This is a genomic window from Pseudomonas sp. TE3899, assembly GCF_056279105.1.
Genome location: NZ_JBWBQR010000001.1, coordinates 6,558,721 through 6,580,357, shown reverse-complemented (window position 1 = coordinate 6,580,357; position 21,637 = coordinate 6,558,721). Strand labels below are relative to the sequence as shown.

Sequence of the window (21,637 nt, the reverse complement as noted above, 5' to 3'; positions counted from 1 at the left end):
ACAACGGATCGCACATCCGCGTAGGAGCGAGGCTTGCCCGCGAAAGCGGTCTATCAAACACCACATCCCCCGCTGACACCCCCGCCGCAAAACTCCAGCCGAACATCTATCCTTCATATAGGTCAACCTAGGGAGAGCAATAGCCCGGAGGGATGTTCATCGTGCATATCGCTGACATAACCATGTTCTACGCCCCTGCCAGCGGTGGCGTGCGCACTTATCTGGACGCCAAGCACCGTCGCCTGAGCGTCAAACCGGGAATTCGCCACAGCCTGCTGATACCCGGTTCACACCTGAGCGAACAGGACGGTGTGTACACGGTTCCCGCTCCCGCCCTGCCCTTCGGCAAGGGTTATCGCTTCCCCCTTCGTCTCGCGCCTTGGCGCAATGTTCTGCAGGATTTGCAGCCCGATCTGATTGAAGTCGGCGACCCCTACCTCACCGCCTGGGCGGCGCTGGATGCCCGGCGGCAACTGGATGTGCCGGTGATCGGCTTTTATCACTCGGACCTGCCGCTGCTGGTCAGCAATCGCATGGGCAATTGGGTGACCACCAATGTCGAGGCTTATGTCAGCAAGCTTTATGGCAACTTCGACCGGGTGCTGGCGCCGAGCCAGGTCATGGCGGACAAACTGTCCGGCCTGGGGGTGCGCAATGTGTTCGTGCAGCCCTTGGGCGTCGACCTGCAAACCTTCAACCCGAGTGCCCGTGACCCGGAACTGCGGGCCGAACTGGGGATAGCCGAAGACACCCGGCTGCTGATCTTCGCCGGTCGCGGCTCCAAGGAGAAAAACCTGCCGGTGCTGCTCAATTGCATGAAACGCCTGGGGCCGCGCTATCACCTGCTGCTGGTGGGTTCATCGATGCCGGCCCAAGTGCCGGACAACGTCACGGTTGTGGATGAGTTCTGCCCAGCCACCCAGGTCGCGCGTTTGATGGCCAGCGCCGACGCGCTGCTGCACGCAGGGGACCAGGAAACCTTCGGCCTGGTCATCCTCGAAGCCATGGCCAGCGGCATTCCGGTGGTCGCCGTGGCGGCCGGAGCCTTCAAGGAAATTGTCACCGAGCAATGCGGCCTGCTCTGCGCGCCCAACAATCCCCTGGCCATGGCCAATGCGGTGCGCGAATTGTTCAGCCGGGGCAGCGTCACCCTGGGCGAACAGGCCCGGCAACATGTGGAACGGCATTACGCCTGGGACGCGGTGGTCAACAGCTTGCTGGGCCATTATCACGCCGTGCTTGGCGATCCCTGGCCGCTGACCGTCAATGGCTGAGCACACGCCCCCCGCACTGTTGCTGGTGCTGCACGACGTGGCACCGCAGACCTGGGCCGATTACCAGCCTTTCGTCGACGCCGTCGATGCGTTGGGCGGCGTGCCGATGACCTGGCTGGTGGTCCCCGATTTTCACAAACACAACGATCTGGAGGCGCATCCGGGATTTCGTCGGATGTTGAGCAATCGCGTCGACCGGGGTGACGAACTCGCCTTGCACGGCTACTTTCACTGCGACGACAGCCCGACAGCGACGACACCCCGAGACTGGTTCATGCGCCGTGTCTACACCCACGAAGGCGAGTTCTACAGTTTGTCTCAAGCCGCCGCCCTTGCTCGCCTGCGCGCTGGCATCGAAGTGTTTCATCGTTACAATTGGCCGCTTAAAGGCTTTGTCGCACCCGCCTGGCTGATGAGCGAAGGAACACGCCAGGCCTTGCAACAATTGCCATTGAGTTACACCAGCGACCCGCAACATCTGTATCGTCTGCCGGAATTCACCGCGATCGATGCCCCCGGGCTGGTCTGGAGTGCGCGCAGTGCGTGGCGCCGCGGTCTATCGAAAATCGTCAGCGACCAACGGCAACAACGCTGGCGGCATGCGCCGGTGATTCGCCTCGGCCTGCACCCGGTGGACATGCGTCACCGGTTTTCCCGTGATTACTGGCTGAAAACACTTGAACACTTACTCGACGAGGGCCGTGTGCCAATGACCAAGGCCGACTGGCTGACGCTGCACCAAGACCGTTTCGGCCGCACAGCATGAGTCGCGGGATTCTGCTGTTCCTCGCCCTGCTGGCGGCGGTGCTGATTCCGCTGGTGCTGGGCGGCAATGAAACCTGGTCGCGCCTGCAAAGCTTTCCCGTGAGCGGTTTGCTGATCATGTTCGGCATGGTTCTGTTGTGCTGGGTGGTCAATACGATGCGCTTGCGCCTGTTGCTGGGCGATCAGCGCGACAAGGTCAGCCGCGTCAAAAGCCTTGGCGTGGTCATGGCTGCCGAGTTCGCCTACTGCGCCACCCCCGGCGGCAGTGGCGGACCGCTGACCATCATGGCCCTGCTGGCGCGTAACGGCGTGCGCCCGGCCAGGGGCAGCGCGGTGTTTGCCATGGACCAATTGAGCGACTTGCTGTTTTTCCTCTGCGCCCTGAGCGGGATTCTGATTTATGCGCTGTTCCAGCACCTGAGCCAGCGCATGGAGTGGCTGCTGATGGTCAGCGCTGTCTCGTTGTTCGGCGGCTTGGTCACATGCCTGATGGTGGCGCGTTTCCATCGGCTGCTGATTCGTCTGAGCGGCCGGTTACTTGCGCGCCTGAATGTCAAAGCCAGCACACGCCTGCGTTGGGCGCGAAAACTCCTGCATTTCCTGGCGGCGTTCACGGACACGCTGAAGTTGCCCGTCCAGACACTGGCCAAGGTCTTCGCCCTGACCTGCGTGCATTGGCTGCTGCGCTACAGCGTGCTGTACCTGGCGTTACGCGGATTGGGGGCGGATTTGCAGTGGGCCTGGAGCTTTCTGATCCAGATGCTCTCATTGGGTGCGGGGCAATTCAGCTTGTTGCCGGGCGGTGCCGGCGCGGCGGAATTGACCTCGGCGGCGTTGTTGGCGCCGATGGTGGGGAAATCCACCGCGGCGGCGGCGATTCTGATCTGGCGGGCGGTGACGTATTACTTTTACCTGGTGGTCGGTGGGCCGGTGTTTTTGCTGATGCTGGGACGGCCGTTGCTCAAGAAGTTGATGAAATTCAAGCAGGCCTGATCCCGTGTAGGAGCGAGGCTTGCCCGTGAAAACGGCGGGATATCCAATATTGATGCTGGCTGACACACCGTTTTCGCGGGCAAGCCTCGCTCCTACAGGGATCAGGCGTCCCCGGATTTTTCGCCAGGTGTTTCCTGCAACTGCTCCCACAACTCGGCGGCGCCGGGGAATTCGGTGCCGTCTTCAGGGCTCATGTCATCCGGGTCATAACGACTCAAACAGCCCTCGCCCAAGGTGGCAGGCGCCTTGGAAGTGGCTTTGTCCAGTGGATCGGCCATGGTCAATTTCCTCTCTCTACACTGATCGTTCCCACGCTCTGCGTGGGAATGCCGCCATGGACGCTCTGCGTCCGCTTTGTGACGCGCAGCGTCACGGGATGCATTCCCACGCAGAGCGTGGGAACGATCAGGTGTGGAGTTTAGAACACGACGGTTTTATTGCCGTGGACCAGCACCCGGTCTTCCAGGTGATAACGCAGGCCACGGGCCAACACCATCTTCTCGACGTCACGGCCGAAGCGCACCATGTCTTCGATGCTGTCGCTGTGGCTGACACGGACCACGTCCTGCTCGATGATCGGACCGGCGTCCAGTTCTTCGGTGACATAGTGGCAAGTAGCGCCGATCAGCTTCACGCCACGCAGGGAAGCCTGATGGTACGGCTTGGCCCCGACGAACGACGGCAGGAAGCTGTGGTGAATGTTGATGACCTTGTGGGCATATTCGCTGCACAACGCCGGCGGCAGAATCTGCATGTAACGGGCAAGTACCACCACTTCGGCATCGTGCTGTTTGACCAGGCGCGAGACCTCGGCAAACGCAGGCTCTTTGTCCTGTGGATTGACCGGTACGTGGTAATAAGGAATGCCGTGCCACTCGACCATGCTGCGCAAGTCGTCATGGTTGGAAATCACGCAGGAAATTTCGCAGTCCAGTTCATCGCTGTGCCAGCGGTGCAGCAAGTCCGCCAGGCAATGAGACTCGCGGCTGGCCATCAATACCACGCGTTTTTTCTGCGCGGTATCGGTAATACGCCAGTTCATCGAGAACTCTTCGGCAATCGGCGCAAACGCTTCGCGGAAAGCTTCGATACCAAAAGGCAGCGAATCGGCACGAATTTCGTGACGCATGAAGAACCAGCCACTGAGATTATCCGAGTGATGGCTCGCTTCAGTGATCCAGCCGTTATGTGACGCCAGAAAGTTACTGACTTTAGCAACGATACCGACGCGGTCCGGGCAAGCAATCACCAGCCGAAAAGTGCGCATTAGGGTCAAACTCCAGAACTTCGCAAAGGCCGCCATTCTAGCGATTGCGCAGCAAAACTGCAGTATTGATGACGTCTGCCCCTGCACATCGGCCAACGGCCCGGGTTCGAGCCGCGTCACGCGCCAACGCGATGGGGCTGTAGCAGAGCATGTTCAAGCACTCATTTGTGAATATCTGTGTTGACTGCATCACACTATTTAACTGCACAACGAGTTCATGCCCTATTCAGCGCAACTCATTTAAATAAAACTTCGGTTAAATGTTTACTTGATGAAACACCCTGACTATTATTGCCGCACTGTCCCTGCCATCCTGCGTCCTACATAAGGTAGTCCTCAATGTCCTTGATCAACGAATACCGCGCCACCGAAGAAGCTATCAAAGAGCTGCAAGCCCGTTTGAAGAATCTGTCCCAAGACGACAAACTGCAAACCGAGCTGGAATTCGAAGGCAAATTGCGCACCCTGATGGGCGAGTACTCCAAATCCCTGCGTGACATCATCGCGCTGCTGGATCCAGAGTCCAAAACCAAAGCACCACGTGGCGGCGCAGTAAAAACTACTGGCACCAAGCGTGCTCGCAAAGTTAAACAATACAAAAACCCGCACAACGGCGAAGTCATCGAAACCAAAGGTGGCAACCACAAGACTCTGAAAGAGTGGAAAGCCAAGTGGGGCGGCGACGTGGTTGAAGGCTGGGCTACCCTGCTGGGCTAAGCCGCAAGCCTGTTGCAGATTAATTCTGCGACAAAAAATAACGCCAGCAGATGCTGGCGTTTTTTTATGCCCGGGATTCAGGCTTCAATCATTGCACTTCAAAGACTCAAACGTTTGCGTAATCCCTGGACATAATTTGCCCATTCATTGAGCACCTCTTGCTGAAACGTTGTAGCGCTATTGGCCAATTGTGCCGAGGCCTGCGCAAAAGATTCCAGGGTATTGGGCGCCCCCCACTCCGGAGCACTCAAACGTTGCTGACAAAATAGCCGCCAGCGTTCTTGCTCTTCGAAATTCAACGTATCCGGGAAGTTGCGTGCGCGATATCGAAACAATAATTCAGGTAAACGCTCATCATCGAACGGCCATTGTTGTTGCGCTAATTGCACCGGGTCCGCCGCCCGGACTTGATCACATAGACGCCGATCCCGATCACCGATAAAGCCGTCGTATAACTGTTGCTCCGGATCCTGGCTCGCGGCGAAAGCTTCGCTGGCATAAATCGCCATGACCTTATCGCGCCAAACTTGTTGTGCGTCACTTAGCCGCAGCGCCCGTTGCTGATATAGCGCCATCTCCAGCCCCAGGCGTTGCTGATCTTCGGCACGCAGTACCGACAGCGGCGCCACCACCGGGCATTTATTGATATGAATGAGTTTGAGCGGCACCGGCAACTCGCCTTCAGCCAGCTCATCGCGACGGGTATACAGGCGCTGGCGCAACGTCTCGGCATCCAGGTCGAGCAAGCCCTGGGGGTCCAGGTGCAAGTCGCAGACAATCAGCGCGTTCTTGTTGCGCGGATGCCAGGCCAGGGGCAATACCACGCCGACATAACTGCGCGCCGCCGAAAAACGCCCGGAGATGTGCACCATCGGCTGCAATAACCGAATCTGATCCATCACCTTCTGTTTGCTGCGCAACTGGAACAGCCAGTCATACAACTTCGGTTGTTTCTCGCGAATCAAACGGGCCAGGGCGATGGTGGCGCGCACATCGGACAAGGCTTCGTGGGCATTGCCGTGATCGATGTTATTGGCCACCGTCAGGCGATCGAGCTTGAGCGTCACCCGCCCTTCGTCGTCCGTGGGCCAGTTCAGGCCATCGGGGCGCAGGGCATACGCGGCGCGCACCACATCGATCAGGTCCCAACGACTGTTGCCACCCTGCCATTCCCGCGCATACGGGTCGAAAAAGTTTCGATAGAGGCTGTAGCGGGTCATCTCGTCGTCGAAGCGCAAGGTGTTGTAACCCGCACCACAGGTGCCGGGGGCCGCGAGTTGGGTATGCACCCGGGTCATGAAGTCGGCTTCACTCAGCCCTTGTTCGGCCAGACGGCTTGGCGTGATGCCGGTGATCGCACACGCCGCCGGATGCGGCAGGATGTCGTCGCTGGGCTGGCAATACAGATTGACCGGCTCGTCTATTTCATTGAGTTCGAAGTCGGTGCGAATCCCCGCCACTTGCAGCGGCCGGTCGCAACGGGGGTTGATGCCAGTGGTTTCATAGTCGTACCAGAAGATGGAGGTCACGGGCTGTTCCTGAACTGAAGACCGGCGAAGTCTAGGCGCAGATAAGTCGCTGCGGCCAGTCCTCTTGTCATTCAATCACTTCCGGCTTTGCATCGTGCAATACATAGTTATGTCGTTTCCCCCCAAGAGGCTGCTAGCATCTGCGCATTATTGAATCCCGATCCGGCCCGATCATTCAGGTTGCCCATGCTCGTGACCACAGCACTGCCAAGGAATGCGACGCTGTCCCCGCCACTGGACACGCGGTATCAAGTCGAAACGCCCGAAGGCATCGACTTGCCACTGCGCCCGGCCGGGTTGATGGTCCGTGCGCTGGCGTTCTCCATTGACCTCGGCCTGCGCGGGTTGCTCCTCGGCGTGCTGTTCACCGTGCTGGCGTTTCTGGGCAAACTCGGCGCCGGGCTGGGCTCGATCCTGCTGTTCGGGGTCAGTTGGTGGTACATGGTGCTGTTCGAGGTGCTGAATCAGGGCCGCTCGCCGGGCAAGCAATGGATGGGGTTGCGCGTGGTGCAGGACGATGGCACGCCGGTCGGCTGGTCGGCCTCGTTGCTGCGCAACCTGCTGCGATTTGTCGACCTGCTGCCGTTTGGTTACGTCCTCGGGGCCATCAGTTGCCTGCAACACCCGACCTTCAAGCGCCTCGGCGACCTCGCCGCCGGGACGCTGGTGATCTACCGCGAACGGCCGCTCACCCGCCCGGAAATACCCGACGCCGAACCGCGCCGCACCACCTTTGCCCTGACGCTGACCGAACAGCGCGCCATCCTCGGTTTTGCCGAACGCCAGGGCGAACTGTCCCCGGCGCGGGTCAATGAACTGGCGACTATCCTCGCCGAACCGTTGCGGGTTGCGCCGCCCCGCGCCGTGGCCGAACTCAATGGCATCGCCCGCGGCTTGTTGGGCCCCACATGAAGCAAAGCCTTTTCGAAAGTCGCCACAAGGCCGAATGGGAGCAATTCGCCCTGGTCCTCGACCGACTGGAACGAGGCAAGGACGCCTCACGCATCGCCAGCTTTTCCAAGGATTACCGCCGGCTCTGCCATCACCTGGCCCTGGCCCGGGAGCGCGGGTACAGCAGTTTTCTCGTGGATTCGCTGCAGCATCAGGTGTTGCGTGGGCATCAACAGTTTTACCGGCATCGCAGTCGGTTGGGGGCCAATGCGCTGGCGTTCATCCTCGCCGACTTCCCGCGACTGGTGCGCCAGCAGTGGCGCTTTGTATTCGCCGCCGGCCTGATGTTTTTCGGCAGCCTGATCGGCATGGGCCTGCTGGTGTATCTGTTCCCGGGCCTGATCTACAACCTCATCCCGGCCGACCAGGTCAGCGAAATGCAAAGCATGTACGACCCGGTCGCCGGGCACCTCGGCCGTTCGGCGGAACGGGCGGCCAGCGAAGACTGGGTGATGTTCGGCTACTACATCATGCACAACATCGGCATCGCCTTTCAGACCTTCGCCAGCGGTGCGCTGCTTGGCGTGGGCAGCGCGTTTTTCCTGGTGTTCAACGGGTTGATGATCGGCGCGGTGGCCGGGCACCTGACCGACATCGGCTATGGGCAAACCTTCTGGCCCTTCGTGATCGGCCACGGTGCTTTCGAACTGACCGGCATCGTCCTGTCCGGCGCCGCAGGCCTGCAATTGGGCTGGGCCTTGATCGCACCGGGACGCCTGCCCCGGGCCGAAGCCTTGCGCCTGGCTGCGCGCCAAAGCGTGTTGCTGATTTGCGGGGTCATGCTGTTTCTGCTGCTGGCGGCGTTCGTCGAAGCCTACTGGTCCTCCATGACCGCCCCCACGCCCATGACCAAATACCTGGTCGGCGCGGCGCTGTGGTCAGGGGTGCTGTTGTATTTGCTGTTGGCCGGACGGACTCGCCATGCGCCTGAGTGACGCCACGGTGGTGATTCGCCCGCGCAATACCTGGGAAGCCATGGACCTGGGCGTGCTGCTGAGTCAACGGCATCGCGGGTTGTTGATGAGCAGTTGGGCCATCGTCACCTTGCCGATCTTCGCCCTGCTCACCCTGCTGCTGTGGGATTCGCCGTCGCTGGTGGTGATGATTTTCTGGTGGCTCAAACCGGCGTTCGATCGCCTGCCGTTGTTCATCCTGTCGAAAACCCTGTTCGGTGAAACGCCCACGCTCAAAGAGGCGTTGCGCCAATGGCCGCGACTGCTCAAGCCGCAACTAGTGGCCAGCCTGACCTGGCGCCGACTGAGCCTGAGCCGCAGCTTCCTCATGCCGGTGGTGCAACTCGAAGGCCTGAGCGGTACGGCACGCCAACAACGTTTGCACGTCCTGCTGCAACGCAATGCCGGGGCCGCGCAGTGGTTGACGATCATCGGCTCGTTCCTGGAAAGCGCGTTGTGGATCGGCTTGATGGTGCTGTTCTACCTGCTGCTGCCGCAACAGGTCGAGCTGGACTGGAACTGGCAGACCCTGATCGACGCCGCCAATCAGGACTGGCTGTGGCTGGCGCACCTGATCAACGCCTTTTACGCACTGATATTGGTGGTGTGGGAACCGATTTATGTCGCCTGCGGTTTCAGCCTCTATCTGAACCGCCGCACCGTGCTGGAGGCCTGGGACATCGAACTGGTGTTCCGCCGCATGCGTCAGCGCCTGAGCAGCGCAGCCGTCGTCCTGTTGCTGATAGTGATTGCAGGGATGCCGAGCGCGCAAAGCGTCTGGGCCACCGAGCCGGTCATTTCACCGGACACGCCGCGCCTGCTGGACCAGCCTCTGACCAGCCAGGCGTCCCGGGACAGCATCAAGGCGATCCTCGACCAGCCACCGTTCAAGAACCGGGAATCCGTCACCCGTTATCGGTTTGGCGAGGACAAACCCGACGCGAAAACCAAGGACGATGGCACCACCCCGCAATGGCTGAAGGCGCTGACCCGGCTGCTCGACGACTCGCGATTCGGCGCCCTGGCGTCGCTGATTGAAGTGGTGCTGTGGGGCATCGTGCTTGCCGGCATCGCGTTGCTGATCTGGCGCTACCGCGACTGGTTGCAGGCGTTTGTCAGCCGTCGGCCCGTGCGACGGAGCAAGGTTGAGCGCGCCGTGCCCAAGCAACTGTTCGGCCTGGACGTGCATCACGAAACCCTGCCCACCGACGTCGCCGCCGCTGCCGAAACCCTCTGGCAAACCAACCCTCGCGAAGCCCTCGGCCTGCTGTATCGCGCCCTGCTCAGCCGCTTGTTGCATGACTACAAGCTGCCATTGAAAGACGCCGACACCGAAGGTCAGGTGCTGGCGCGCATCGATCAATTGCAGCAACCGGCACTATTGGCCTTCAGCCGAACCCTGACCGGGCACTGGCAGAACATGGCCTATGGGCATCGCTTGCCGCCAGCGCCGTTGCAACAGGAACTCTGCGATGGCTGGCGTGCGCTGTTCAATCCGGGAGCCTCCCGATGAGCCGGCGCGGATGGCTGGCGCTGGGCGGCGTGTTCGCGCTGCTGTTCGGCGCGTTGTGTTTTTATCTGTACCTGAAAGCCACGCCGTATCAGGAGATCGTCGATCACGGCGCATCTCCCGAAGCGCGGGCCAATCCGTATCTGGCGGCGGAGCAGTTTCTGCGCAAACAGGGCGTCGCCGTCAGTCACGCCAACAGCCTCGACGTGCTGCCCGGCATCGACCCGCGCCAACACAGTTTGTTGCTGTTCGGCGACCGCTCGAACATGACACCGCGCCAGATCGATCAGGTGCTGAACTGGACCCGAGCCGGCGGGCGTCTGGTGTTCGTCGCCGAATCCCTGTGGGATGAAAAGACCGGCCAGAGCAACGACCTGCTGCTCGACCGGGTGCAGTTGCATCAGTCCTTGAGCAAAGACCTCAAGGACCTGCCGCCCGATCCCATCGACGACCCGTACCCGAACCTGACCAAGCTCTACCTGGAAGACGAGGACGCCCCGGCCTACTTCAGCTTCGATACGGATTTCCACCTCGATGATCCGAAAAACCTCGCCCAGGCCTGGGCCAACAGCGGCAAGGCCACCCACATGATGCAACTGGCCCACGGGCTCGGTTCGATCACCGTGGTCACCGACGCCGAGCTGTGGAAAGCCCCGGCCATCGAGCAATACGACAATGCCTGGCTGCTCTGGTATTTGAACGCCGATACCAGCGTGACCCTGCTGTACAACACCGATCACGATTCGCTGCTGACCTTGCTGCTGCGCTATTTCCCCCAAGCCCTGGTCGCCCTCGCAGCGTTGATCGGCCTCGCCTGCTGGCACTTCGGCGTGCGCCACGGGCCGCTGCTGGCACCTGTTCCACGGGCGCGCCGACAACTCCAGGAACACCTGCGCGCCAGCGCCGATTTCATGCTGCGTCATCACGGCCAGGACACCCTGCTGCAGGCCTTGCAGCAGGACGTCTTGCGCCGCGCCCGACGCCGTCATCCCGGTTTCGAACAACTGGCGATTGCCGAACAATGGCTGGTGCTTGCGCGCCTGACCCGGCAACCCACCCGCGCCATCAGCCAGGCCCTGAGCCCGCGCCCGAAACAGCGGCTGTCCAGCGCTGAATTCAGCCGTCAGGTCGCCCACCTGCAAACCTTGAGGAATGCCCTATGAGTGACATCGAGCCCGGCACCGCCCACCACGCCGCCCAGCAACGCCAGCGCGCCAGTCAACTGGCCCAGGCCGTGCGCGGCGAATTGCAGAAAGCCGTGATCGGCCAGAACACTGTGATCGATGACGTGCTCACCGCGCTGATCGCCGGCGGCCATGTGCTGCTCGAAGGCGTGCCGGGTCTGGGCAAGACTCTGCTGGTGCGCGCCCTCGCCCGCTGCTTTGGCGGCGAATTTGCGCGCATCCAGTTCACCCCGGACCTGATGCCCAGCGACGTCACCGGGCACGCGGTGTACGACCTGCAAACCGAGCAATTCAAACTGCGCAAAGGCCCGTTGTTCACCAACCTGCTGCTGGCCGACGAGATCAACCGCGCCCCGGCCAAGACCCAGGCGGCGTTGCTTGAAGCGATGCAGGAACGCCAGGTCACCCTCGAAGGCCGGGCGTTGCCGATTGCGCAGCCATTCATGGTTCTGGCCACGCAAAACCCGATCGAACAGGAAGGCACCTACCCGCTGCCGGAAGCCGAACTCGACCGTTTCATGCTCAAGGTGCGCATGGACTACCCCGATGCCGACCAAGAGCTGGACATGGTGCGCCAGGTCAGCCGCTCGACCCGGGCCGACATGCTCGACGTGCAGCCATTGCGCACCGTGCTGCAAGCCAAGGACGTCATGGCGCTGCAACGGATCGCCAGCGATTTGCCCCTCGACGAGCAAGTGCTCGACTACGCCATCCGCCTGGCCCGCGCCACCCGCACCTGGCCTGGCCTGACCCTCGGCGCCGGCCCCCGGGCGTCCATCGCCCTGGTGCGTTGCGCGCGGGCGCGGGCGTTGTTGCGCGGCGGTGAGTTCGTGATTCCGGATGACATCAAGGGCTGTGCCCTGGCGGTGTTGCGTCATCGGGTGCGGATTGCGCCGGAGCTGGACATTGAAGGCCTGGATGTCGATCAGGTGTTGCAGCAACTGCTTGATCAGATCCCGGCGCCGCGCCTGTGAAACCCTCGCGCCTGCTGCTGATCTGGCTCTCGGTGCTGCTGGGCCTGAACATCATTCTGGGCGCACTGCGGGCGCTCGAAATCAACATTCCCGACAACCTGCCATCGATCAGTTGGGCGCTGTTGTTGGCACTGCTGACCCTGGCCGTGCTCGATATCGTGCGCCTCAAACGCCTGCCCTCGCCACGCCTGACACGACAGATGCCCGGCAGCCTCGCGCTGGGACGTTGGGGAGAGGTGCAGCTGGTGGTCGAGCATGACTTGGCCCAGCCGTTGGACGCACAGATTTTCGATCATGCCCCCGAAGGATTGCTCTTCGAACACTTGCCACAATCCCTTGAGTTGCAGCCCGGTCAACACAGCCAGCTCACCTATCGCCTGCGCCCGCTGCAGCGGGGTCACTTCAGGTTCGAACAGTGCGAAATCAACCTGCCCAGCCCCTTGGGCCTGTGGTCCGACAAACGCCTGCTCAATGTGAGCGACAGCACCCGCGTCTACCCGGACTTCGCCCGTCTCTACGGCGGCGAACTGTTGGCGGTGGACAACTGGCTCAGCCAGCTCGGCGTACGTCAGCATCAACGACGGGGCCAGGGCCTTGAGTTTCATCAACTACGCGAATACCGCGAAGGCGACAGCCTGCGCCAGATCGACTGGAAAGCCACGGCCCGGCAACGCACGCCGATTGCCCGGGAATACCAGGACGAGCGCGACCAGCAGATCATCTTCATGCTCGACTGCGGCCGGCGGATGCGCAGCCACGATGGCGAACTCAGCCATTTCGACCATGCACTGAACGCCTGCCTGTTGCTCAGTTATGTGGCGTTGCGACAGGGTGATTCGGTGGGGCTGTGCACCTTTGCCGGCGAGACGCCGCTGTACCTCGCCCCGGTCAAAGGCGCGGGTCAGCTCAAGACCGTGCTCAACGCGACCTACGACCTCAACACCACCCAACGTCCCGCCGACTACCAGGCGGCCGTCAGCCAGTTACTGGCCCGGCAGAAACGCCGGGCGCTGGTGGTGCTGGTCACTAACCTGCGGGATGAAGACGACGAAGACCTGCTCAACGCCGTGAAACGCCTGGGCCAGCACCACCGGGTGCTGGTCGCCAGCCTGCGCGAAGAAGTCCTCGATCAGTTGCGCCACACGCCCGTGCAAACCCTGCCCGAAGCCTTGTTGTATTGCGGAACCGTGGATTACCTCAACGCACAGGCCGAACGCCATGAGCAACTGAGTACCCATGGCGTGCCGGTGCTGGAAGCACTGCCCCGGGAACTCGGCAACGGTTTGGTGACGCGTTATCTGAGCTGGAAAAAGGCCGGGGCGTTTTAACGTTCATTCCCCGTCACCGTTGACTCGCGCCCCTAAATGACTGGCACAACAATCCCGCCCCGTTTCGCGGGTTCGCCAGGGTTTCTGACTTCAACGTTGAGTGAAACCAAATCACCCACCATCCAAGGTCGCCAGTGCCTTTTCACCTCTCCTTTTGCATCCGTCAGTGTCGACTGGTAGGCACCTCCACTCACAGACACAAACACCTCTCGCCCCGCCAACGGCTGGCCTGTGTCTGTGGCCACAATCACCGCGGTCATCGCGACATAAACCTGAGGCGCCGCCGGATTCGGTGATGCATTCACCTCTCGGATACTGGCATGCACCGGCAACACCTCGACGATCACCGACGCCATCTCCCACCCATACAAGCCACCGCTCACAAAAGCCGTCAACAAGCCCTCGCCGGCTTGCTCCAGGGTGAACTCAACCGTCGCCACCCCATCCGCTCCGGTCAGGGTCGGCGCCAGCCTGACGCCCGAGTAATCCCACATCACCTCGACCCCAGCCAATGGCTCACCCGTGAACGCCGACACCACCGTCGCCATGCCCGACGCCACTTGACCCGGATAACCCGCCGGTTCTGCGCAGACCAGCGATTGAATGCTGGAGGGTTGATTGACGACATACGCCAGCGATACCGACTGCGAATATGTCTGGTCCCCGACCGTCGCCGTGAGCACTGAGGCCCCGGCGGTGGTCGGTGTGAAACGAACGCTCGCCACCCCGTAAAAATCCGTCACCGACGTCACGACCCCCAGGTCCGGGCTACGCCAGGTCACGGTCAAACCCTTCATCGGTTTGCCACTGATTGACGACACTACCGTCACCTGCTCAACCAGCGTTTGCCCCCAGTTCAACGTCTGGTCAACACGACTGTCGATCCGCAGCTTGACCACCTGGACCCCTGACCCGAGCGACATGGCATTGGCGGGCGACAATGCCGCCAAGCGGCTGGCGGCCAGGCGCAGGGCGAACGCGCCATCCTGTACATCGCCCACCGTAAAGGACAATTGCACGCCGGCAGGGGATATCGGCAACGGGGTCCCGAGCACGTTCGTCGGGTCGAAGCGGATACCCAGCGCCGCCGGCCCGGTGCCGGTCAGCCCCAGCGTCAGTTGCTGATCGAGCAAAGGGCTGTCGTGGCTGGCCATGATTTGCAGCGTGTGGTTGCCGCTGCGCCGCGGAAAGTAGGTTTTGGCGCCCCAGGGTTGCGGCGGCTGACCGTCAAAACTCACCGTTACGCCGCTCCACGGGTCGCTGGCCAGTGGCGACACCGTCGTCGCGCGCGACTCTTCGTAGCCGTCATAGGGGCTGGTCAGGACCGCCCGCACCTCTTGCGGCCCGGTACCGCTGGGCGCAAAGGCAAACCCGGACCAACCGTCGGCGTCGGTTTGCACGTCGATGGGCACAGCACCCGCCAGCCATTTCAGCGGAACATGTTCCACCGCGCGCCCGGTGTACCGGGAAAACACTTGCGCCCACAGCCAGGCCGGCTCCTGGCCCACGACCGGGTCCACCGCCGCTTCCTGCCACGTCCCAATCCGGACTCGGTTGTGCGCCAGCAGCATGTCGTTGGCTGTCGCCGTCCAGTTCAATTGTGGCAACGCCAGCGCCAGGGCAAACCGGCCCGGCGCCGGGCTGGCGTTGAAATCCAGGGACCAGCGCGCGCCGCCGTCGTCGATCACCTGGGGTTGCGCCAAGGGCGGCGTGACGCTGGCGCCCAGATCCTCGGGGGTCGCGCCCGTCCAGGACAAGGTTGCCGATAGCCCTGTCAGCGGACTCAAGGCATTGGGCAACACGCTGAAACGGTGCACGGCCCCCAGGCACGGATAGAGCGCCTGGGCGCCGGGTATCGCGGCGACCTGATCCAGCGCCAGGCTCGCCTCCTCGGCCAGGTCAGGGGCGATCAACCGTCCGAACAATTCCCGATCCGCAGTCAACCGCGGGGTGCTGAGTTTCAGCTCGAACAGACTGCTGACGCTGGTGGCCTGCACCGACGATAACGTCCACTCCAACCCCGCAGCGGTCAGCGTTCTCGGCGTTCCGATATCACTCGCCACCAACCCGATGGCCGGGGCCACCCCGCGCCAGTTCAGCGCAATGGCCTGACCGATCAAAGTGCTACCGGCCAACGGCTCGACTTTCAGCGTGTGCGAACGCCCCCGCCAACACAGCACGCCCAACACCACCCGATCGACTTCGACGTTATCCAGCAGGATTCTGACTTCGCTCTTCCACGGACTGGTGGCCAGGGCTTTGACATTGAAGGGGTGTTCATACGCCACCGCCTCTTCATGGGCCCGCACCCGGGCGCTGACCTGCTGATCCCCGGCGTTGCGCGGCGTGTAAAACAAACTGGCCCAACCACCGCTGCCCGTGGGGACGGTGGGCAACGTGCCCTCAGGGGTGACCCAGTCCACCAGCGCATTGACCACCGGATCGCCGTCGCCGCCGTCCCGCACATGCACTACCTGCACCCGCAACAACACGTTTTCGTTTTCATCCACCACTGGAAACTTGTTGGCCTCACGCACCTCGCCGATGCGCACCAGATTGCGCGCCAGCGACATGGTTTTTTTCGGCGACGGCAGCATCAGTTTCGAGCACACCAGCGACAGTTCGAATCGACCGTCGAGGCGATCCTCGCTGGTCAGGGTCCATTCCAGATCGCGGCCCGTGACCGGCACCGAAGTTTCCAGCGCCGGGCTGACGGCAACGCCCAGTTGCTCGGCGGCATCACCGCTCCAGCGCAGCTGCATCTCGCTATCCAACAGCATGTGATCCGTCGGCAACCTCACTTGCAAGGCATACCCGGATCCCCGATTGGGGTAACCGGTCTTTTCCTGCCAGGGTGTCTCGGCGCCTTCGACCACCGACTGCAACGTCTTCCACGGATCGCTCGCCAATACCCGCACCGTCTGGGTGTGGGAAACCACGCCGCTGGCGTAATACAAACTCTCGACCGTCGCTTCGATGTCGAAGTCACCCGCCACCGTGGGCACATAGTCGAAGTAGGCCCAGCCATCGGCGTCGGTCAGGGCGGCACCTTTGACGCCCTGACCGGCCACGGTCCAGTTCACCGTGCGCCCGTCGAGAAACTGACCGGTGTAGTACGACGCCACCTGCACCCCCAGGCGTACGGATTGCTCATATTCCAGCACCGGGTAATACGCCGCTTCCAGCACCTCGCGAAACACCACGCGGTGGTGCCCCAGGGACACGGGAATCGAATACGGTTCGGCGGTGTACTGGTTGACCCATTGCAGAGTCAACAGGTGCGGGCCTTCGTCATCCAGCAACGGACAGTCAAGGAGCCACGGTTCATCCAGCGGCTGATCGGCCCCCCAATCCGGTTCCGCGCGGATCGCGCCTTGCGGATTGTCTGCCAGGGTCAAGGCCGCCTGGGTACCCAGCCACGGGTGCCCCGCCACCGGCACACACTCCAGACGATGGCGCCAATTGCCGGTGGTCCCCAGGCATAACGGCAACAGGCGGCCGGCGGGCACGACTTGCTCATCCAGCTTCAGGGTTTGCAGTTGCACCGCTGGCAAATGCAGGGCCAGGTTGATGCGGGTGATACACACCTCTGCATTGCCATCTCCACCGGCCGGGCTGTGCACCGTCAAGCGAATCCGATCCTGGCTTTGCAACGGCAGGTCCAGTTCGACTTCGTACTCGATCGGAAGAAAATCCAGTGGCTGCCCACCCGCCAGACGTTCCCTATCTTGCTCCTCGTTCCGCGCAGGGCCGGGCAGCAGTTCAATCTCCATTTTTTTCTCGGGCCGATCAACCATCGCAACCACCACCCGACCCGCACCGTCGTAACGCACCTGGCACAGAAAGCTCAGTACATAGCGGGTCTCGGCGTCCGAGGCCTTGGGCGCCACGATCACCTGGCTGACCGAGGCATCCAGGCTGATCCTGAGAAAACGCGTCATTTCGCCGTTGTACATTTCACTGCCAATGGCGACACCCAGCGAATTGGGGGGCTGCTTGAGCCAGCCATTGGCATAGGGCAGCAGGAAGTCACCGTTGAGTACCAGGTTCTGATTGGCCTGAATAACAGGGTTACCCATGGCTGCGCGCTCCCTTGAGGCCGGGCATTTCGTCTATGTTCACCAGGTTTTCCACCGCCAGCCGAAAGCTCGGCTCGCCGCCCTTGGCGGTGTAGCGGACGCGCACAATGACATCGGTCAAAGAGCCCAGCATCGCCTGCTGCACCTCTTTTTTCGGCCAGGGGAAATTCAATTGCCAACGGGAAACGGCACCGGTGTTTTCGAATGGATTGAGCAAGCCTTCATCGGGCCGGATCGCCATCATGCCGTTGTCGGCTACCCCCGCCGACAGCGCGATCTGCTGCCCGCTGCGCAGGTTGAACTGCACATCCGCCGGGGCCACCTTGCCATCCGGGTCGTGCAGATACTCGACCGACTGGACCGTTGCCTTGGTGGCGGTCGTGCTGCCAATCTGCTGCAAGGTCCCCCGCACATCCTCGTAAGGTCCGACCAGCACCGGCAGGTCGACCTCCACCGCGTTGATCAGGCGGCAGTAGTCGCCGGGGTGTTCGCGATCGAACAGCAACTGCGTGAGCCTGAACTCCAGCACGCCGGTGTCCTGCAACCTGGCCAGCGCCTCGCTCCAGCTTTTGTGCACTGGTTGCGGGTCTTTGTCGTCGTCGAACAGCCGCCGCAGGGACACCGTCTTGACCCGCTCCAGGCGCCGCTCGAAGGTTTGCAGGTGCCGACGCTCCATGCGCAACAGGTACTCGCGCAACTGTTCACCGGCCGTCAGGCCACAACGGTTGTCGAGCCACACCTGAGGCAAGGCCGGGGCCGAATCGTAATCGCCGGTTTCAGCACTCAGTGACGACTGGGCACTCTGGCACAGGCTGACCACCGCATCGTAGGCCTGGTAGTGCAAAGCCTTGAGCTGGCCCAGCAGCCAGCCGAACAACTCGGCATTGCTCGCGCGTTTTTTCAGGAAGTTGTACACCGTCAGCGCTTGGGCATTGGCGCGCAATGTCTGGTCAAGACTGGACCGGGCCGCGTCCACCGCCAGTTGCTGCGCGGTGATCTGTTCGTCGATGGCCAGCACCTCGGCCTGGGCCTGGTTGCGTTGCAGTTCCCATTCCCGCCGGCGCAGGCGATAGGTTTCGGTCACCGCTTGCTTGTCGGCGTCTGCTTGCTGCGCCGTCGAGGCGACTTCCAGGCCATAGGCCACGGCATAGAGAACGGAACCCGGACGATGGCCGCCATTGGCCACGCCAAAGATGTTCGGCAACGCGTCTATCGCCGCCCCCCCGGCTTGCAGCGCCGTCGACCCCACGCGCAGTTGCTTGGCCAATTGCAGGCTTTCCATCACCTGATATTCCACATCACTGACGTTTTGCTCATACCAGCGGGCATAGGTGTCGGCACGTTCCTGCACCGTGATACGGCTTTGGCGCAGCGCGACCACTGTCGCCTCCAATTGGGCGATGCTCTGCTCCTGGGCGACCTGGGCGTAGTTGCCCAATTCCACCAGATGGTTCTGCTGCAACTCTTCCTGCTCGGCCCGATCCCGTTGCTCCAGCAGGCGCAGCACCTGGCTGCCGTAGTCTTGCAGCGTCTGCACGGCCCGCAGTGCGACTTCGTACGCCACCCGCCAACGGAAGGCGCCCACGACCAGGCGTCCGCCCATCGGCCGCGGACCGCCCCCCCCGCCGGCGGCCAGGTCGCGCAGCAATTGGTTCGGATCGGTCGGCGGGCTGAACAGCGGAATATCCAGCGGTTTACCGTCCAGCGTCAGGTTACTGCGCAGGTTGAAAAGACGCCGGCCCGGCAGGTCGAACAGGTCGAGCAATTGCCTGTTGATCGGCACCTTGAACGGCTCGTTGGCCAACAAGCCGAGCAAGGGCGGCGCTTCGGCCGCTGGCGGGATGTCGCCCAGGGAAACATTGAGGGTTTTCTCAAACTGTTCCAGCGCCGGGCGCGAACGGCTGTCGTCCAGCAGTTGTCCCAGCGTCCGGGTTTTCCATTGCGTCACCGTCCGCGCCACCGGCGGCTTGCCCATCAGGAACTCGGCTTGCACATAACACAGCTTGGCCGCCACCAGGCTGTCGCGGGTGAGCTGGCGGTAATACCAGTCCCCCCAGGCGATCAGGTTGTTCACGTACTCGGTGAACACCAGAATCTGAAAACGCTGGGGTGCCGAGTAACCGATGGCATCCGGGTCGACGGGCCGTTGGGTTTCACACCCCAGGTTGCCTTCGCCGTCCAGTGGACGGCAGCGCCAGTAGGGCGGTTTGTCGGTGGCTTCCGGGGGTTCGGACACCTCGGCCGGGGCACGGGGGTCGAACAGATAATGCAGCCAGTTCTGCGCTTCCTGAAAGCGATCCTCGGCCCGCAGGCGCACCGCGATCAGATGCGGAAGGTGAAAAAACAGCTCCCAGAACGACAGACCATTGGCACCGTTGAAGGCCCCGTTGGGCTCGTCGAGGGCGGCGGAATCGGGGGGTGGCTCCACCAGGAACTGGGTATCCCAATCGAGCACGGCGTCCACCGACGCGCTGGCGCGCTGCACCAGTTCCGGGCCGAACAGCGAGTTCAGGCGTGCATGGGCCAGGGTGTCCGGCTGTTTGAAGGCAATGAATTGCGCGGCGTTGGCGGTGTTTTTTTCCAGGGCCGGGGGCACGAACCGGGGCAGGTTGGCCATCTTCAGGGTGAATTGGCTCTTGCCGTAAGACGTGTTTGTTCCCTCCAACGTGAACTGCACAGTGCCAACAAAGCCACCCGAATTGCGCTGGATCGTTAACCAACCCGTCGCCCAGCCGCCGGTGGGGTTTCCTTCGAAGTCGGCCGTGTCAGGCTTATCACCGGCAGCAGGGTTGAGCAACTTCAACGTAAAAATGCCACTCGCCGCAGGCAGCGGAGCGGGCTTGCACACCCCTCTGACCACCAATCGGTCCTTGCCATCGCCGCTATCGCTGAGAAACAACACCTGCAAGCCGTAATAGCTGGTCAATGAACCGGGAGTAATGACTTCGTCGGTGATCTCCGGTTGATTCCCTGCAAACAGCGGATGCTGCACGGTTAAGGTATTGGTGAAGCGATACAGCGCCAGATGAGTCAGCCAACGGCCGTCATCCTCCGGAACGGGGCGCATCAACACATCACGGGTCACGAACACGTTAAATTCGCTGTTCTTGCACACGAGCATGACGCCCAACACGCCTTTGGGCTGACGTGCATCCACCGTGATCGTGGCGATCAAGCGGGCGTCGACGCTCAAATCCTCTATCGGCTCATCGGTATACAGATTCAACGGTGCCGACCATTGGCCGTTCTGCATCATGAATGCCAGATTGATGTCGAGCTTGTTCGGTATACGCACGCCTGACCCATTGTCAACAATCTCGTCACGCCACTGCGCCCACACCACACACAACCGCCCGCTCCAGAACACCGGGCGAATATCCAGCACCCGATCCCCCGTACCAATCTCCACCGGCAACCATTCCCCCCACGCCACCGGGTTGATGGATTTGCAGTTGGGCTGCAATTCAATCGCGGCCTTGCGCCAGAAATACTGGAACGGCGGCACCCGCTGGCGGCCGATAAAGTAATAGTCGGCGCGGGTGGGCGAAGCACCGTCCATGTAGCTGCTGAGCACCTCCAGGTTGCAGGTCTGCTCGAACCCTTGCAGGTAGCTCTGCAAGGCCCGCTGCACCGAATCGCTGCTGAGCCGGGTCTGGTTCAGATCGTTTTCCAGGGCCTTGAACAGCCCGGTCTTGCGCTGGCGGACAAAGGGGTTGATGAAGTTCTCCGGGTAAATCCCGATCTGGGTCACCGCCGCCCAGTCCGGGTAGTTGTTGTACAACTCCCAGAGCTTGAGATCCTGCGAATTGAAGGTCGCTTTTTTATAACCCGGTTCCAGCTTGCGGTAGGCCGCATGGATGAACTGTTGGGCGCAACTGGTCGCCTCGGCCACCCAGGAACTCTGCACCGGATAGCTGTCGAGCGGGTCCAGGCGCAGCAGTTCGAACAGGTCCTCCGGGGTCCTCAGAAAGTTGAATTTGCCGGTGCCGGTCTTGCCCACTTGCCCGATGCAGTACTCGACCAGGGCCAAACGACGTTCTTCAAGCAGACCACCAATATTGTGCTGTGCCATGCTTCTTGCTCCTAAGCCCGTTGGGGCCAAACCGTTATGCG

At 61.9% G+C, this 21,637-nt stretch carries 15 protein-coding genes; 10 read left to right on the top strand and 5 right to left on the bottom strand.

Annotated features, from left to right (window positions below; translation table 11 throughout):
• The first annotated feature begins 152 nt into the window (after positions 1-152).
• The 3 genes from ACZ89E_RS29840 to ACZ89E_RS29830 are packed head-to-tail and all read left to right on the top strand — an operon-like array spanning position 153 to position 3,032.
• Positions 153-1,274, top strand: a complete 1,122-nt coding sequence (locus ACZ89E_RS29840; protein ID WP_476256934.1) for a glycosyltransferase family 4 protein — start codon at positions 153-155, stop codon at positions 1,272-1,274.
• Positions 1,267-2,040 carry a DUF2334 domain-containing protein gene (locus ACZ89E_RS29835; RefSeq protein WP_476256933.1) on the top strand — a complete coding sequence of 258 codons (774 nt, stop codon included), beginning with the start codon at positions 1,267-1,269 and terminating at the stop codon, positions 2,038-2,040. Before ACZ89E_RS29840 ends, ACZ89E_RS29835 begins: the two co-directional genes overlap by 8 nt.
• The gene (locus ACZ89E_RS29830) at positions 2,037-3,032 is read left to right on the top strand and encodes a lysylphosphatidylglycerol synthase transmembrane domain-containing protein (protein WP_149657908.1); all 996 of its coding nucleotides are present in this window, start codon (positions 2,037-2,039) and stop codon (positions 3,030-3,032) included. Before ACZ89E_RS29835 ends, ACZ89E_RS29830 begins: the two co-directional genes overlap by 4 nt.
• A gap of 101 nt (positions 3,033-3,133) precedes the next feature.
• Here ACZ89E_RS29830 and ACZ89E_RS29825 read toward each other — a convergent pair whose 3' ends face one another.
• Positions 3,134-3,310, bottom strand: a complete 177-nt coding sequence (locus ACZ89E_RS29825) for a hypothetical protein (RefSeq protein ID WP_178129028.1) — start codon at positions 3,308-3,310, stop codon at positions 3,134-3,136.
• Positions 3,311-3,450: 140 nt separating this feature from the next.
• Positions 3,451-4,299, bottom strand: a complete 849-nt coding sequence (purU, locus tag ACZ89E_RS29820) for a formyltetrahydrofolate deformylase (RefSeq protein WP_027922916.1) — start codon at positions 4,297-4,299, stop codon at positions 3,451-3,453.
• A gap of 339 nt (positions 4,300-4,638) precedes the next feature.
• Between purU and mvaT the strand changes: the two genes are divergently transcribed.
• Positions 4,639-5,016: a histone-like nucleoid-structuring protein MvaT gene (mvaT, locus tag ACZ89E_RS29815; protein ID WP_007933316.1), complete on the top strand. Its 378-nt coding sequence runs from the start codon at positions 4,639-4,641 to the stop codon at positions 5,014-5,016.
• 98 nt (positions 5,017-5,114) lie between these two features.
• On the opposite strand, the gene sbcB is transcribed toward mvaT, so the two are convergent.
• Positions 5,115-6,545, bottom strand: a complete 1,431-nt coding sequence (gene sbcB, locus ACZ89E_RS29810) for an exodeoxyribonuclease I (protein WP_476256932.1) — start codon at positions 6,543-6,545, stop codon at positions 5,115-5,117.
• 186 nt (positions 6,546-6,731) lie between these two features.
• On the opposite strand from sbcB, the gene ACZ89E_RS29805 reads away from it, so the two are divergent.
• Genes ACZ89E_RS29805 through ACZ89E_RS29780 form a run of 6 tightly spaced genes read left to right on the top strand, consistent with a single transcriptional unit; the run spans position 6,732 to position 13,445 of the window.
• Entirely contained in the window at positions 6,732-7,457 is a 726-nt protein-coding gene (locus tag ACZ89E_RS29805) for an RDD family protein (RefSeq protein ID WP_476256931.1), read from the top strand.
• Entirely contained in the window at positions 7,454-8,431 is a 978-nt protein-coding gene (locus tag ACZ89E_RS29800; protein ID WP_476256930.1) for a stage II sporulation protein M, read from the top strand. The genes ACZ89E_RS29805 and ACZ89E_RS29800 overlap by 4 nt, the downstream gene beginning before the upstream one ends.
• Positions 8,418-9,962 carry a DUF4129 domain-containing protein gene (locus ACZ89E_RS29795; RefSeq protein ID WP_476256929.1) on the top strand — a complete coding sequence of 515 codons (1,545 nt, stop codon included), beginning with the start codon at positions 8,418-8,420 and terminating at the stop codon, positions 9,960-9,962. Before ACZ89E_RS29800 ends, ACZ89E_RS29795 begins: the two co-directional genes overlap by 14 nt.
• Positions 9,959-11,122, top strand: a complete 1,164-nt coding sequence (locus ACZ89E_RS29790; RefSeq protein WP_476256928.1) for a DUF4350 domain-containing protein — start codon at positions 9,959-9,961, stop codon at positions 11,120-11,122. Before ACZ89E_RS29795 ends, ACZ89E_RS29790 begins: the two co-directional genes overlap by 4 nt.
• Complete coding sequence (locus ACZ89E_RS29785; RefSeq protein ID WP_149657915.1) at positions 11,119-12,117, top strand: AAA family ATPase; 999 nt, start codon at positions 11,119-11,121, stop codon at positions 12,115-12,117. Before ACZ89E_RS29790 ends, ACZ89E_RS29785 begins: the two co-directional genes overlap by 4 nt.
• The gene (locus ACZ89E_RS29780) at positions 12,114-13,445 is read left to right on the top strand and encodes a DUF58 domain-containing protein (RefSeq protein ID WP_476256927.1); all 1,332 of its coding nucleotides are present in this window, start codon (positions 12,114-12,116) and stop codon (positions 13,443-13,445) included. The genes ACZ89E_RS29785 and ACZ89E_RS29780 overlap by 4 nt, the downstream gene beginning before the upstream one ends.
• Positions 13,446-13,477: 32 nt before the next feature.
• On the opposite strand, the gene ACZ89E_RS29775 is transcribed toward ACZ89E_RS29780, so the two are convergent.
• Together ACZ89E_RS29775 and ACZ89E_RS29770 are read right to left on the bottom strand one after the other, a co-directional pair.
• The gene (locus ACZ89E_RS29775) at positions 13,478-17,524 is read right to left on the bottom strand and encodes an Ig-like domain-containing protein (RefSeq protein WP_476256926.1); all 4,047 of its coding nucleotides are present in this window, start codon (positions 17,522-17,524) and stop codon (positions 13,478-13,480) included.
• Entirely contained in the window at positions 17,517-21,596 is a 4,080-nt protein-coding gene (locus tag ACZ89E_RS29770; RefSeq protein ID WP_476256925.1) for a Tc toxin subunit A-related protein, read from the bottom strand. The genes ACZ89E_RS29775 and ACZ89E_RS29770 overlap by 8 nt, the downstream gene beginning before the upstream one ends.
• Positions 21,597-21,637 lie beyond the last annotated feature (41 nt).

What these genes read in the sequence shown, in the direction of transcription:
- ACZ89E_RS29775 (WP_476256926.1), bottom strand. Translation starts at nt 17,524, where the DNA reads ATGGGTAACCCTGTTATTCAGGCCAATCAGAACCTGGTACTCAACGGT.
- ACZ89E_RS29800 (WP_476256930.1), top strand. Translation starts at nt 7,454, where the DNA reads ATGAAGCAAAGCCTTTTCGAAAGTCGCCACAAGGCCGAATGGGAGCAA.
- ACZ89E_RS29785 (WP_149657915.1), top strand. Translation starts at nt 11,119, where the DNA reads ATGAGTGACATCGAGCCCGGCACCGCCCACCACGCCGCCCAGCAACGC.
- ACZ89E_RS29790 (WP_476256928.1), top strand. Translation starts at nt 9,959, where the DNA reads ATGAGCCGGCGCGGATGGCTGGCGCTGGGCGGCGTGTTCGCGCTGCTG.
- ACZ89E_RS29805 (WP_476256931.1), top strand. Translation starts at nt 6,732, where the DNA reads ATGCTCGTGACCACAGCACTGCCAAGGAATGCGACGCTGTCCCCGCCA.
- ACZ89E_RS29830 (WP_149657908.1), top strand. Translation starts at nt 2,037, where the DNA reads ATGAGTCGCGGGATTCTGCTGTTCCTCGCCCTGCTGGCGGCGGTGCTG.
- ACZ89E_RS29840 (WP_476256934.1), top strand. Translation starts at nt 153, where the DNA reads ATGTTCATCGTGCATATCGCTGACATAACCATGTTCTACGCCCCTGCC.
- ACZ89E_RS29835 (WP_476256933.1), top strand. Translation starts at nt 1,267, where the DNA reads ATGGCTGAGCACACGCCCCCCGCACTGTTGCTGGTGCTGCACGACGTG.
- ACZ89E_RS29825 (WP_178129028.1), bottom strand. Translation starts at nt 3,310, where the DNA reads ATGGCCGATCCACTGGACAAAGCCACTTCCAAGGCGCCTGCCACCTTG.
- ACZ89E_RS29770 (WP_476256925.1), bottom strand. Translation starts at nt 21,596, where the DNA reads ATGGCACAGCACAATATTGGTGGTCTGCTTGAAGAACGTCGTTTGGCC.
- mvaT (WP_007933316.1), top strand. Translation starts at nt 4,639, where the DNA reads ATGTCCTTGATCAACGAATACCGCGCCACCGAAGAAGCTATCAAAGAG.
- ACZ89E_RS29795 (WP_476256929.1), top strand. Translation starts at nt 8,418, where the DNA reads ATGCGCCTGAGTGACGCCACGGTGGTGATTCGCCCGCGCAATACCTGG.
- purU (WP_027922916.1), bottom strand. Translation starts at nt 4,299, where the DNA reads ATGCGCACTTTTCGGCTGGTGATTGCTTGCCCGGACCGCGTCGGTATC.